At 45.4% G+C, this 13,849-nt stretch carries 12 protein-coding genes; 6 read left to right on the top strand and 6 right to left on the bottom strand.

Annotated elements, in window-relative coordinates; genetic code table 11:
* Positions 1 to 99: 99 nt before the first annotated feature.
* The 3 genes from KI743_RS15655 to KI743_RS15645 all read right to left on the bottom strand — a co-directional run bounded on the left by KI743_RS15655 (position 100) and on the right by KI743_RS15645 (position 5,774).
* Positions 100 to 2,937 carry an Hsp70 family protein gene (locus KI743_RS15655; RefSeq protein ID WP_285467198.1) on the bottom strand — a complete coding sequence of 946 codons (2,838 nt, stop codon included), beginning with the start codon at positions 2,935 to 2,937 and terminating at the stop codon, positions 100 to 102.
* 246 nt (positions 2,938 to 3,183) lie between these two features.
* Complete coding sequence (locus tag KI743_RS15650; protein WP_285467197.1) at positions 3,184 to 5,142, bottom strand: Hsp70 family protein; 1,959 nt, start codon at positions 5,140 to 5,142, stop codon at positions 3,184 to 3,186.
* Positions 5,142 to 5,774: a DUF2760 domain-containing protein gene (locus KI743_RS15645; RefSeq protein WP_032548760.1), complete on the bottom strand. Its 633-nt coding sequence runs from the start codon at positions 5,772 to 5,774 to the stop codon at positions 5,142 to 5,144. The genes KI743_RS15650 and KI743_RS15645 overlap by 1 nt, the downstream gene beginning before the upstream one ends.
* Positions 5,775 to 6,122: 348 nt before the next feature.
* On the opposite strand from KI743_RS15645, the gene KI743_RS15640 reads away from it, so the two are divergent.
* Both KI743_RS15640 and KI743_RS15635 read left to right on the top strand, forming a co-directional pair.
* Complete coding sequence (locus KI743_RS15640) at positions 6,123 to 7,673, top strand: sensor domain-containing diguanylate cyclase (RefSeq protein WP_285467196.1); 1,551 nt, start codon at positions 6,123 to 6,125, stop codon at positions 7,671 to 7,673.
* A gap of 79 nt (positions 7,674 to 7,752) precedes the next feature.
* Entirely contained in the window at positions 7,753 to 8,283 is a 531-nt protein-coding gene (locus tag KI743_RS15635) for a 3'-5' exonuclease (RefSeq protein WP_032548762.1), read from the top strand.
* A gap of 98 nt (positions 8,284 to 8,381) precedes the next feature.
* Here KI743_RS15635 and KI743_RS15630 read toward each other — a convergent pair whose 3' ends face one another.
* Both KI743_RS15630 and KI743_RS15625 read right to left on the bottom strand, forming a co-directional pair.
* A complete protein-coding gene (locus tag KI743_RS15630) occupies positions 8,382 to 10,067 on the bottom strand; it encodes an LruC domain-containing protein (RefSeq protein WP_285467194.1) in 1,686 nt (561 codons plus the stop codon).
* A gap of 12 nt (positions 10,068 to 10,079) precedes the next feature.
* Positions 10,080 to 10,553: a hypothetical protein gene (locus KI743_RS15625; RefSeq protein WP_285467193.1), complete on the bottom strand. Its 474-nt coding sequence runs from the start codon at positions 10,551 to 10,553 to the stop codon at positions 10,080 to 10,082.
* A gap of 362 nt (positions 10,554 to 10,915) precedes the next feature.
* Between KI743_RS15625 and KI743_RS15620 the strand changes: the two genes are divergently transcribed.
* From KI743_RS15620 to KI743_RS15605, 4 genes are all read left to right on the top strand, one after another.
* Positions 10,916 to 11,236 carry an antibiotic biosynthesis monooxygenase gene (locus tag KI743_RS15620; RefSeq protein WP_373417843.1) on the top strand — a complete coding sequence of 107 codons (321 nt, stop codon included), beginning with the start codon at positions 10,916 to 10,918 and terminating at the stop codon, positions 11,234 to 11,236.
* A gap of 12 nt (positions 11,237 to 11,248) precedes the next feature.
* Positions 11,249 to 11,929 carry a hypothetical protein gene (locus KI743_RS15615; protein ID WP_225312843.1) on the top strand — a complete coding sequence of 227 codons (681 nt, stop codon included), beginning with the start codon at positions 11,249 to 11,251 and terminating at the stop codon, positions 11,927 to 11,929.
* A gap of 63 nt (positions 11,930 to 11,992) precedes the next feature.
* On the top strand, positions 11,993 to 12,730 hold the full coding sequence (locus KI743_RS15610) for a winged helix-turn-helix domain-containing protein (RefSeq protein WP_285467189.1): 738 nt from the start codon (positions 11,993 to 11,995) through the stop codon (positions 12,728 to 12,730).
* 1 nt (position 12,731) lies between these two features.
* Positions 12,732 to 13,172, top strand: a complete 441-nt coding sequence (locus tag KI743_RS15605; protein WP_285467188.1) for a hypothetical protein — start codon at positions 12,732 to 12,734, stop codon at positions 13,170 to 13,172.
* Positions 13,173 to 13,277: 105 nt separating this feature from the next.
* Here the strand turns inward: KI743_RS15605 and KI743_RS15600 are convergent, their stop codons facing one another.
* A complete protein-coding gene (locus tag KI743_RS15600) occupies positions 13,278 to 13,727 on the bottom strand; it encodes a TerB family tellurite resistance protein (protein ID WP_032548770.1) in 450 nt (149 codons plus the stop codon).
* Positions 13,728 to 13,849: the final 122 nt, after the last annotated feature.

Genomic DNA, 13,849 nt, shown 5'->3' with positions numbered 1-13,849 from the left:
CGATTTAAATGGTTAAACAAGGTAACCAACATAAACTAAAAAGCCACTTTCAATCAGCGAAAGTGGCTTTTTTATTATCAAGTGATCGTATTCGAGCTATTAACTATGAATCAAACTCAGCCCGCTTGGTAGAGCATCACCAAATACTCGCTTAGATTCACTCTCCGAAAGCTCTGTCACTTCAGTCACCAGCGTTAGCCACGAGTCCGGCACTTTACTGCTCTTCAATTTCTCGACAACTTGTGCGCGGAAATCATCAGAAATATCGAATAAGCGGTCACCAGTCTTACGGCAAATCATCACTGCCGCAAAAGCGATCATTGGCTCTTTGTGCCAATTCTGTTCAAGCAGCTTAGGTAGCCACTGCTCAGCTTGTTCACGAGGAATGACGCTGTGTTGGCTACCGTACAGAGGCGTACGAGACGCTAAACGACCCAGAGCCCACCAGTGAGCTTGCTCGAACTGATTATGATTAATGGCTTTGTTGAGGAACCAAGTCGAAAGCAGCGCTTTATCTTCTACTTCCAGTTGCTCTAAGGAGGCGGCTAAACGAACCATAGACTCATAGCCATGGTCTTGTGCATCTTTCGCTGATTTAGGATTCTTCATCGCCCCTGGGTGTAGGTACTTAGCAATATCCGCCAAAATGGTCTCTTGCTGCTCTTGGTTTAAGCCGCCCGCAACACGACGCCAGAATACCCACCAGTCTGTCCAGCCTTGGTGATTCTTAAACTGGATACCTTGCTGGTAAAGACCCCACAGCTGTTCCATACGCCATGAATCCGTTGGATCACCAAAACCGGGACGCATGGAATATCCAGCCAAGCGAAGCCAGTTTTTCTCGTGAGCTTCAGAACGACGGCGACGTTTTCTACCTAGTGAGAAGGTATCAAAGAGGTGACGTAAGGTGGTGAAGTCCCACTCATCACGTTTACCTAAACGCTTTTCAAGATCTTTAGCGAGGGTTTTAATCTCTTTTGAATCGGCACTTTTCTTATTACCGCTGTAGAGGCGAGATACTAGCTCTTTACACTCTTCGAGACGAGGGTGGAGCTTCTCTTGCTCAGTATCATCACCTTGCTTATTGCGAACCTCAAACTCCAACGACCAACGCTGGCTGTCATCATTAACGCTCACACACTCCATTTTCAGTGTGCCGACTTCTGTTAATTGGCAAGCAAGCTGAACCTCAACACGCTCTTTCTGGTTAGCTTGAAGCTCTTTGTCATCCAAGCCTTCCAGCGTTGAGATATAAGGCGGTAACGGTGAAAAAAGATCCGCATCGACGTCAACCATCACGCCATTTTGAATCGCAGTATCGTGAGCGATCTGATCATGAGTGGAAGTCAGTAGGTTGAATCGTACTGGTTCGCCAAGAGTTAAAGAGAAACGACGACTGCTTAGACGAATCTCATGGCCTTCTTCGGTACCTTTAGCCAGTAGACAAAGTGCTTTGCCCATCTTGTTCTTTTCTTGTAGGTGCAAGAAGTAGGAGCGTGCGGCACCACCACCAATTTTAAGTTGTGCGCCACGTCGTGCTTTACCAAAGGCAACGGCACCTAAAGCGACCGACCAATCCGGATGCGGGTTGTCTAATACGGTGATATCCGAGCCTTTCCAACCACTCATTAATTGAGTGATACGATCGGTCACCAAGTCACTGTTAAACACACCACCGTTCAATAGGATGGCTACCGGAATAGCGGGTGCAGATTCATCGTGCTCAATTGAAGAGTTTTCTAACGCGGCTTTCGAGACTTGCTGATGCTGAGTTAAGAATTCGGCGATATGTTTGCTTACTGCTGGATCGGCGACATACGGAAGACCAAACTCAACCACTGCGCTGTGGCGTTTGTCTGGAACTTCATTAAAGTCAGAAAGAGGGAAGAAGCCTTCAAGAGCAATCTGGTGTACCTCTGATTTGGTCAATCCAATACTCTTTGTACCACCAAGAAGTTTCGAACCACTACCCAGCATGGTGATTTTTACGTCATCTGGTGCTTGGCTTGAGAGTAGGCTCTCTTTAGCACTACGAGTCTGCTGAATAAGCTTGGTTAGGCTAGAAGCGTTAAGCTTTTTCGTTTGGTTGAAACGTTGCTCAGCAAGGTGAGCTAGAGCCAAGTCGAGGTTGTCACCACCAAGCATTAAGTGTTCACCGACGCCGATACGATCAAGGGCGAGTTCTGCTTCTGCGCCATTTTGAGAATTGAAGCGTGCTTCAATCAAACTTAAATCGGTTGTACCACCACCGACATCACACACCAAGATCAGAGGTAGTTGTTCAAGCTCTTGAGCAGCCGTTTGCTGGTGGCGTGCATACCAGTCGTAGCAAACTGCTTGAGGCTCTTCTAGTAGTAAGATCTTGTTAAGACCCGCCAATTGAGCCGCTTCTAAGGTTAACTTACGTGCTGTTTCATCGAACGATGCTGGCACAGTTACTACAACGTCTTGATCTTCCAGTTTGTTGCTAGGGTTGCGGTAGTTCCAAGCTTGGCGGATATGGTTAAGGTAGCTTGCACTCGCCACAACAGGTGAAACCTTATCAACGTCACTTGCACCTGCCCATGGCAAGATGTCTGAGTTGCGGTCTACAGCTTGGTGAGAGAGCCAACTTTTAGCGCTGGATACCTGACGACCTTCAACTTTAGCGCCGAGTTCACGTGCCCATTCGCCAACAATCACATTACTAATATCGCCAGCGACAGGTTCAACGTCCCATGGAAGGGTAAGATCGTTTTGTGCAATCTGCCCTTGAGCTGGGTGATAACGGAAAGAGGGGAGTAGGGGTTTACGAACCACTTCGCCAGGGCCAATAAGCTGGTCGATGTCGAACAGAGAAACAGGGGATTGTTGTAAATCGTCGGTGATTTCACAGTAAGCCACCACAGTGTTGGTGGTACCCAAATCGATACCGACTAAGAAACGAGGAGATGCCATACAAAACCTTATTCTTCTTAAGTGATGACCAGTTTGTTGAAAGAGTTGGTCTTATTGTCGTAATTCTTAAACGTCATTCCCGATAAGGAGGTATTACATCAATCGTGATAAACAATTGAGTCGGGAATATCATCACTTTGGATTTCAATGTATCGGTTGAAAACAGATTCTCTAGGTTATCCGTATCAGCGGCAGAGAATCACGCTTTGATAAAATAACGGCACCCGCGAAGGTGCCGTTGAATCATTATGCTTGCTCGTTTGAGTCTTGGTTCGAATCTTCACGAACGTCAAACTCAACGTGCCATTTCTGACCGTTGTCAGTTGCGATAGCTTCTAGGTAAAGCGTACCTAACTCAGTGACGCGTGAAGCAAGCGTTACAGGGACGACTTCGCCTTCACGACGACCTTCAGACACTGGCAGAGTCACTTGGATTTCTGGTAGCTCTTCTAGATCTTCTGGTGCCCAGTGGTCAAGGTGAGTACCAGCTTCATCATCACGGCGTGTCGTTGAACCGAAGAATTGGAAGTGAACCGGTTGACCGATCACTAGGCCGAACTCTTGGCTTGGTACTTGAACGCTTGAGCCTTCTTCCATACCAAATGGTGCAACACACAGTGCTTCCATTGGAGGAGCCATACCCGGAATTGCTGGCATCGTACTTTCGATACCTACGTAGTAAGCAGAAGCGATACCACCGCGAATACGTACGCCTTGACCACGACGAACAGCGCCGTAGTAAGAAGCACCGCTTGCAACGGCAAGATCCAGATCAAGACCAGAAAGCTGCTTAGCAAATTCAGCGTCAGCGTTGATCAACCACTCATTGATCGTGTCTGAAAGGCGATCAGCCAGTAGGCTAGATTTCAGAACACCACCGTTGAATAGGATAGCCGTTGGTTTGATGAAATCAGCAGTTGGCGCTTCCGCACCTGGCATGCCTGGCATGTTTGCGAATGGGTTAAAATCTTGCTGAGCCGTTTCTTCGCCACCTGATAGCGCGTTTGCTTGCTTAGATAGGAAAGCCGCAATATGACGCGTAATACCCGCATCTTGAGCGTAAGGCAGACCCATTTGAGTCAGTGCACCACGTGTTTTCTGAACTGGGTGATCAGTTACAGCTACTTTAGGGAAGAAACCATCAACCAGAGTTTGCTGTACTTCTTGTTGTGTTAGTTCAGTTTTAAGCGTTGCGCCCAGTAGCTTAGAACCACGGCTTGGAACAACGATTGGCACAGATTGCAGTTCAGCATCGTTTAGTAACGCTTCTTTTGCATCACGACATGCGTGTGTCATTGCTTGAACTTGCCAAGGAGCCAGCTCTTTACCTTCTTGTGCTAGCTTCATCTTCAGACGGTAAGCCAGCGCTAAATCCATGTTGTCACCGCCAAGTAGGATGTGTTCACCTACCGCGATACGGTTCAGAGTTAGGTTGCCGTCGTCTTCTGTCACTTCAACCAAAGAAAGGTCAGTCGTACCACCACCGATATCGACAACAAGTACGATGTCACCAACTTCAACTTCGTCACGCCATTGATCGTTGCTGTTATCGATCCAGCTGTACAGTGCCGCTTGCGGCTCTTCTAGAAGTGTTAGGTGCGTGAAGCCAACGTTACGTGCTGCTTCTGCCGTTAAGTCACGAGCTGCAGGGTCGAAAGATGCAGGAACAGTAATGGTCACATCTTGCTCAGAAAGCGGGTGTGATGGGTTAGCGTGGTTCCAAGCATCTTTCAGGTGCTCTAGGTAAAGCTCAGTCGCTTTCAGCGGTGATACTTTTTCAACTTCTTCAGGGCTACCTGCAGGAAGGAAAGCATCACGACGGTTAACGCCACCGTGACATAGCCAAGATTTCGCGCTAGCGATTAGGCGGATTGGCGTTTTCGAGCCGAGGTTACGAGCAATCGCACCAACCAGTGCTTTTGGTTCTGTTGACCAAGGAAGAACGCGTGACGCTTCGTTCATCTCGTGTTCGTGCGGCTGGTATAAGAACGAGCCAAGTTGGCTGCGCGTTTCTACTGTACCCGGAGCAGTAAGCTGAGGGATTGGCATTACCTCAACGCGAGCGTCTTCGTTTGTTGTATCGATGAACGAAAGTACACAGTGTGTTGTACCCAAGTCGATACCAACGCTGTACTTAGCGCCTTGCTCTTGTGCTGGTTGCTCTTGAGACGAAGCGTCTTGAGATAAATGGTTATGCTGGTCCATTATAGTTCTACCTCTGCAGGAGCAATAACAGATGCATCGTAGTTTTCAGCCAGTTTAGGTAGCTTCATTTCAGTCGCTTTCCAGCCTTTGTGAACAAGCGTACCGTTGAATGGTGCGCTACCAGTTACGTTACCTGTTAGACGAACTTCTTGTGGGTTGAAACCTTCAGCCACAGTGATGCGAGTCTCTTCGTCTTCGCTACGGATGTGAGATAGAGTTACGTAGTCGCTCAGTACTTTTTGACCGCCAGTGTGGATAACACGTGCTGCAGCACCAACTTCTTCGTCAGAGAACGACGTTAGGTCTTCTTTTAGGAAGTCAATCAGGCGAGCTTCTTGTTGCATGATAGATAGAAGCTGCATTGCAGAATCCGTTGATGCTGTTGCTAGCTTAGATTCAACTTCTACTACTTTTTCGATAACTTTTTCAACTTCAACAACTTTCTCAACTTCTACGATCTTTTCAACCGGCTTTTCAACTTCAACAATTTTCTCTACTGGTTTTTCAACCACTTTCTCGACGACTTTAGATTTGCGAGATACAGCGATCAGCAGTAGTAAAACGCTTGATGCAGTTAGGCCTGCGTGAAGCATATCAAACGTTTGTGGGATAAGGTTTAAATCAAAGTTCATTGTGATTTCTCTTTAGATTGATTTAACGGTATATTCGCTTGTATAGATGAATATACTGGTCGGAAAGAAGAGTGATTTACCTTAGGGTAATTCAGTTTCTTTCAAGCTATAAATATGGGTAGATACTAGCATATTCAAGGTCTAAGAGCTTTATTTTATGTTTTTGATAACGGGTTTTTTTGGCGTGTTAGCTTGAAAAGTAATCGGGATTTGTTGGTTTAATCGCCACTAATGTCCGTGGTGTGTAAATAGTGTTAGTTCTATTCCAGAATCATCCCTAAAGGGGAATAGAGTCTATTATACTGTCGGTGTATAATTTCGAATCAATTAACATGTTTTGGAAGCTCTATGCCGCATACTATCGACCCTAGGACTGGGTTGAAAAAACGAACGCTCCCGTTAATTACTTTTTTCGTCACGTTTTTAATAACGGTTTTGTGTCTCGTCATCGTTGCCATAACTCAAAGTCGATCCTTAAAGGCCAACCTAAACAGTTTTGCTGATCATCAGACTTTGAGTTTGAAAGCTTTCATCGACAACGACGTTGCCTATATCGGCTCTGGTGCAAATTTCTTTTACTCCAATGATCCTCAACATTGGGACAAGTTCGATCGATTCGCAGAACAAACCATTAACGGATCCAAAAGCCTTATTGGCCTGCAATGGATGCAAAAAGTCACTGCAGACGAAATGGAGCAATACACAGCGAAAATGAAATCGCTGAATCCCTTTTTTGAAATCTACACCATCCCTAAACATGGTCCTAAAACCTATGGCTATGTGCTAGATGATGAACCAGCGTTTATCGCGACCGACCTTTATCCGAATACAGAACCTAACAATCAAGTATTAGGGTTCTACTCCTCTCGTGACCGCTTTAGGCTCATCGTGGACAATATACGTGAGACTCGAGAAGCGAATATTTCAGATAAAGTACGACTACTGCAGGACGGTTTGAGTAGAGATTTACCTAAAACCGGTATGTTGGTGTACCACCCAGTATTTGATGGTCAAAGCGATGATTTGCTTGGCGTGGTGATTGGGGTAATTCGAACAACCTTCTATTTTGAAAACCTTTTAGCCTCAACCGTGGGTGATATGGATGTGTATGTGCGTGTTACGGACCATGGTTTTGAAGCGGAAGATGCCCCCCTGTTGTTTGAGTCAGAAGGCTTTGAAGGCGTCGATGGTCAGAGTATCACTAAGCATATTATGCTAACTAATCGACAGTGGACCATCGATTACAAGAGCAATTCCTACATCTCATTCAACGGCTATTTGGTACTGGCAGGTATCGCCATAGTCGGGACTATGATCTCGCTGCTGTTGGCGTACATTGTGAATTTACAAGTACGTGAGAAAGAACGGCTTTCTCAAATGCTTGATAAGCGCACGGAAGAGCTTCGTTTTCTGGCTAATCACGATAGCCTAACTGAAATATACAACCGACGTGCCTTTAATAAAATGCTCGATAAGGCCATAAGAGGTGACACGCCGTTTAGCCTCATTGGGTTTGATATTGATAAGTTTAAAGTGATCAATGATGAATATGGTCACCCTGCCGGCGATGCTTTGTTGGTGCACGTAGTGAAACTTATTTCAACCAGTCTTAAATCAGGCGACAATTTATTCCGAGTTGGTGGGGATGAGTTTTGTATCCTTTCTAGTATTTCCGAGAGGGAGCAACTGTCGAGTTATCTAGACTGTATTCTAAATAAGGTGCGAGAAAGCGTTTGTGAACACAAAGGTCAACAGCTTAATTGCACCTTGAGTATCGGCGCAACTATCCGCGTCAATGAGGGCATCGAAGAGACGCTTCAACTCGCCGACAGTATGCTTTATCAAAGTAAAGTCAACGGGCGCAACCAAGTGACGATTGCAGGTGATTTGAACACTTAGCTGCCTTGGGGTCGAGATCTTTAATAGGCTCAGGTACAATCCCTGCTTTAAAATTTTAGACGAGAGAATTAGGCAACGTATGAATCACAATCGAGTAGTCTGTTTCGATTTGGAAATGTGCTGTTGGAACGAAGATGGAGTAGGAACAACCGGCGAGATCATTGAAGTGGGTCTAGCTGAGATTGATCTGGCTTCAGGAGAAATCGTTAAACGCGCGCAGTACTACGTTAAGCCTGAAAAAGATGAAGTCTCTCTGTTTTGTGCTGAATTAACTGGTATTACTCCACGTAAAATCGAAAAGCAGGGCCGCCCATTGGCGTCTGTCGTTCAGTCGATGATCAAAAACTTCGGTGGTCCCAATAAGATTTATGCAGCTTGGGGGCGTGATGACCTGATACTACACAAAGAGTGTATTGAGAAGGGGATTGAACCTCCGTTTACCGAGTTCTTGAATATTGCGACCTTGTATCGCATTCAACATCGTCTGAAAGACAAACGTATCGGTCACCGAGCTGCTCAAGAAGCACAAAATATCGAGTGGGAAGGGCGTCAGCACTCAGGGTATGTCGATGCATACAACCTTGCTAAGCTAACACTAACCATGCTCTAGAAATCAGTGTTACTCATTAGAAAAGCCATCATTACTCAATCAGTAATGATGGCTTTTTTCTTATTAGTTACTCTTTATAGGTTGGGATAGCGACTCTGTTACCACGTTTTCGATGGTGCTGGGTTAGAGTGCCAGTCGGTGTGGGTTGCGCCGCCGCTTTCTACCCAAGGTGTAATGTCAGGATAAGCCCGACTAGTGTCCGTTTTCTCGTATGGATGAGCCCAGTTAGCAGGGATATCTAATGCCCAAGGTAGACCCGCCTGAGTTTGATAGAACTCGTTATTCTCAACAACACTGTCATCATCACCTACGCCAAATATGTTGGTATTCGCAAGGTCTGTGCTCGGGTAGTTCATTAAATGAATCTCTTTGTTTCGAGAACCCACTTTGAAAATGAACGGGTTGAACGCTTTTGGTGCCAAACTGCTCATAGAGCCATCAATGACTAGTGATGCGCTGTAATCTACCGCACTTCGGTTATCACCTGCCTCAGTGTTATAGAAGTTAGAAGAGCCGTTGGCTGGCAACAGATCGCTCACACTGTCAATCAACACGAAGACCATCTCGCCGCTGTGACCAGATTCAGGAGTCACTGTTGTAGTTACGCCGTCGATTGTACGAGTCAGTGTACCGACATCAGACGCTTCCAATCCAGCGAGAGATATGGCGAAGCTGTTGTTGTCAGCGGCACCACGCGCAACGGCTTGACCGTAGTAATCGAAGCGGGTGATCTCATTGCTAGCGTTAGTGTAAACACCGTAAGCGTAGCGAGTGACGAAGTCATTCAGGTCGTAATCGCCTTCATAAGGCCATAAATCTTCGTACGCTAATGTATGCCAGCCGGTTGTTGGCGTACGGCTGTAGAAGGCGATATTCGGATCGTTTGGCGCATAGTCGTTGGCGTCAGCAACACCGTCGCCATCGCTATCCCCAATCTCTGGCCAGCTGATTTCTGCAAAGTTACTGATTAAACCGTTAGAGTCAACTGCAGTCACTTGTACTTTCCAAAGCTCGCCATTTTCAGTTTGATTAGCTAGTAGAGTAGCGCCATTGTTGTCATCCTTGCCGACGAATTCATCGTCCACATAGAAACCTTGTCCAACATCCACAAACCAGCGATAGGTATAAGTGACTGAGTCACCGTCTGGGTCGGCAGGGCTTGGGCCTGTTACTGACACTACTAGTGGGTCATTATCGCCTAATCCACTACTGCGAGATAAGGTTGGGGTGAATGGAGGATCGTTCTCGATCTCAGTATAAGTTACCGTCAATAAGCTGTAGTCGAGCGTGGTTAACCAACCGTCGCCATTAACATCAATGTCTAGATCTACATTAATTAAGCCGTCATCCAATGAAGCAAGCGGTAGGTCGAATACAGTAGTAGACCAGTTGTTGTTGGTACCTTGTAGGAAGCCAGGGTTGAGCATAGTGCCGTCGACGGTAACACTGTCGTACTCACCATTTTCACCATGGTGTGCTTCAGAATCCACATCGTAGGCATAAATTGTCAATGTCGCAGAGGTTACTTGAGCTCCAGCCGGAATAGAGATGTCATGTTGCCAAGAGTAGTCTTCATTCTTGTTACTGTAGATCGAAAATCCGTATCCAGACGGTGCAACATAATGAGGAGAAGTACTACTAGCATTGATCGTTTGGGTCACGGTCGTAGAGCCGTCACCGTTATCGACGGTTTGGTTGTCTGAAGCCGCTGCAAATACTTGATTGGAAAAGCTACACGCAGCGATGGAACCAGCAACAAGTAGTGATTTTTTCATATTATCCATAATATTCACTCCTTAATCTGCGTCTAAAACGATGTTGCAGCTGACGTACAGATCATTGGTAATGTCTGTCGAGTCAACTTGAGAGATACACTCATTACCACGAACAAGCGCCACCAACTTAATGCCTTGCCATGTGTCTAACAGGCTTAATGTGTTAGTCAGCTGGCCGTCGCTATTTGTCATCCCCGTATAAAATGGTTGGGAGTCGGTACCGTCACTGCTCATGCTATACAGTTTTACGATGTGAGCACCACGGATCGCTGCCGCCTCTCCGTCACGCTGTGAAACATCACTGACAACATTAATTGTCAGGTCTCGAGAAGTTGAGCCGCTCCATTCGAAAGAGCTCGGCACTGAAATATCTGAGAAACTCTGTGTTGCTGCAGGTGTTGATGTGCTGCCTCCGCCTCCGCCGCCACCTCCTCCACATCCATGCAAGGTGAGAGCAACTGATGTTGTTAATATTGTTGGAAGTAGCTTTCTCATGGTCGGTTCCCTTTTGTCCCTAAAAACCTAAATAGAGCAAAGAGGGTGCCAAAATTTAACTATATGAAAATAATAGATTTTAATGTTTTTTGTTATTTTGGGGATAGGAGAGCGAGTGAATATATCAATATGAGAATCAAAATGATGGAACAGTGAATTGCAGAAGTTGTAGAAACTGATTTAGGTGCATTTTTGTGGGGCGAAGGGGGCGATTAAGGTATCTATTTTTAATTAATATTAAAGATCGACTCGTGGTCTTTTTATCGTGAAATCCTATGTTAAGTTTCTCTCGCTTTTACAAGGGAGTGAGTATGAAAGAAACAATAATCAGACAATCGTTAAAGCACACACTCGGTGCTTTGATGTTAACGATGAGCAGCTTGGCTGTGGCTAAGCCAGTAGTGTTGATTAATACGTTTGCTGTCGATGCGGCAAGCGAAGAGGTAACGCTTGAGTATTGGGAGGCTGCGAGAGACATTCTTGAGCAACAACCGGGGTATATATCGACTAAATTGCACCGTTCACTCGATTATGATGCGACTTACCGTTTTATCAACGTAGCGCAGTGGGAAAGCGAAGCCATGTTCAAAAGTGCCATAGCGCACATGAGAAAAGAGTTACCGCCAATGATGTTTCAAGGCGTATCTGCTGACCCTAACCTGTACCAGATTATACGAGACTAAGAGATGACGTCGATGCGATATACAACCCCTCTGACTTTAGCTTTTTTTAGCTTATTTTTATCTTTTAATATTAATGCAGCGGCTTTTGGCGTTGCTGTTGCGTGGAAAACCGATGATGCTCAAGCGGTGTTTGATGCAATGCCCAATCAAAAGAAAGCCTTCGCCAATTTGATTGATGCAGGTTTAATTCACGATATGTTTGTGAGCGAGAGCTTCATCGGTGACAAGTCGTTTCCTATCATTAAGTTCGTGATGGAAGCTAACAGTGAGCAAGAAGTCCGAAATACAATAGGTAACTTACCACTGCAATATAAAGAGTTGGCAGAGATTACCGAGGTGCGAGAGATCGGGAACAAGTGGCTAAATACCGACGTTGCCTTCACCAACTACGCCGTAGAACTGAGTTGGAAAAAGCCAGAAGATAAATTGCTGGTGGATAAGGTTATCGGACGTGATTTGCAGAAAATTGTTGATTGGAGTGCAACAAGCACCATCACTTCAGCATATCTTTATAACAAAGACATTTCAGACTCAGCCGATGGTGAGGCAAAGATGATTCGACCTGTTTACTCAATCGCAGTGCTCGCCAAAGATGAGGAGCACGCACGGCAAGTGGCGAATGAACTCGAAGCAGTTAAACTAGGCTTTGCAGATATACATGTTAGTGAGCTGGGTTTTAAGCTAAAGCTTTGATTCCGATATAATATTTGTAAATGTGCTAATCTATATTGATTGGCACATTCGTTTTTCTACTGTATGGACAATAATAAAATTACCTTAAATGACTTAGTGCTTGAGCTTGATACTTGCACCTTACGAAGCACGACTTCTTCTCACCAAGTTAACCTCTCTTATTCAGAGTGCCTGATCCTAAATCTATTGTATAAAGAGTCCCCGAAGACCATTAAGCGTGATGTTTTGCTCGAACAGTGTTGGCCTGGAAAAATAGTAACCAGTAGCTCGTTAAATGTTGCCATTAAAAACCTTCGTAATGCGTTGATTACATTGGATGCACCATTCAAAGTCGTGACAGTGCAAAAAGAGGGCTACTGCATTCCAGCTCTTGATTCCTTAGCGTCGATTCCAACTACTGACGATACGGGAACTAAGGTAGAAACTCACGCTGAAGCGGCTGAGCTATCCGATACTCTCGAGTCCACCCAGAAAATGGTATTTGGAATCGCTTTAGCATCGCTAGTGAAAGGAGCGCTCGGCTCATTGGTGGCTATCGGGCTTTTAACCACTTTTTCTCAAATGGCATTTTTCATGAATCATGAGACCATTGCAGGGATAGAGGTCGTTCATGATGACATCAAAATCATTAAGAAAGACGAGGCGCTTTTTGAGGAACTCTCAGAGCGAGGGGTAACTCGCGTGTATCTGCATGACCGAGGTGTTGGATGCAACAATATTCAAGCCGTTGCTTTAATGGACGGTCAGTGGGTTGAGATTACCTCTGAGTTTTTGTCACTTACCTGCCGCCAAGAGTCCTAGCATGAGACATTTTTTTCTACCAATTATCCTGGTTGTTGTTCTTATCTTATCGGTAGGATTGGTTTCCGGTATGTCCACCAATAACGCTTATCAGTTTAAGGTGACTTATGATGGCCTAGGGTATGAAGAGCTGACACTGCGCCTCAGAAATGGTCGTTCAAAAATGCATTACATTGGTTATGACCGAGAGGGTAAGGTGATTCATGCCAAGCAGTTCTTTGGTGTTTTCCTGCGTTGGGGGGATCATTACTATTTCTACCAGACCGAACAAGACCAGGCGTCTAACCCTCAAACATTCAATGTAAAAAACCTATTTATTCAGGAGCTAGAGAATAAACGCAGTGTTTTGGTCTCAGACCAAAGAGGGCTGTTTATCCATAAAAATGGTGTCCCTCTGGAGCTAAAGGGCATTTTTTACGGACGTTCCCTCTCTAGTGGTTGATGTTCCCTCTTTAGTGATTATAGATATCAAGACTAACTCATTGTTGGGTTAGTCTTCGACGCAATTGGGATATTAGGTGGTGTTGCATGAGGGATCGCGACAAGGCTACTCTTCGCCAAGCACGCTCAGTTTTGTCTTAATGAAATCGCTGTGGTCCACATAAAGCAGTTCTGCGGTTTTGCGGATCACCGCATCTTCCATCGGATCAATCTCACCGTCAGCATGAGCCACTTCCCACATCGCCTTAATTAAGTCGATACGCACCGGTTGTGATAGCTCTCTAAGTTGCGAAGTGAAATCATACAGAGACACAGATTGGTCAACTTGTGGCTGCGCTTTTTCAAGCAGTTGAGCAGCTTCTTCTTCTGTTAGACCTAGCAGGCGCTGAATCAGCATGAGTTTGGCTGCTTGCTCTTTCTCATCGATTTCGTGGTCAGCACCAGCGACTTCACACAGCAGGCTCGCAATCGCAATATTGGGCGATGCTTTCGAGGTTTTGCTAAGGTCTTCACCTTCAATCAGTTGTTTGAACAGTGAAGTAAGAGAATTAAACATAATAAGCTCCAATCTACGAAACAGGACTAAGTTGCACGCTCAACCGAATTGATAATATTGAGATATAGGTTGAGCTAATACTATTAATATTGGGCTTACCTAGGTCATTCGCAAGTGGATTT

This window comes from Vibrio sp. D420a, assembly GCF_030248625.1.
GTDB lineage: Bacteria > Pseudomonadota > Gammaproteobacteria > Enterobacterales > Vibrionaceae > Vibrio > Vibrio fortis_A.
This window is presented reverse-complemented; position numbering and strand designations above follow the sequence as displayed.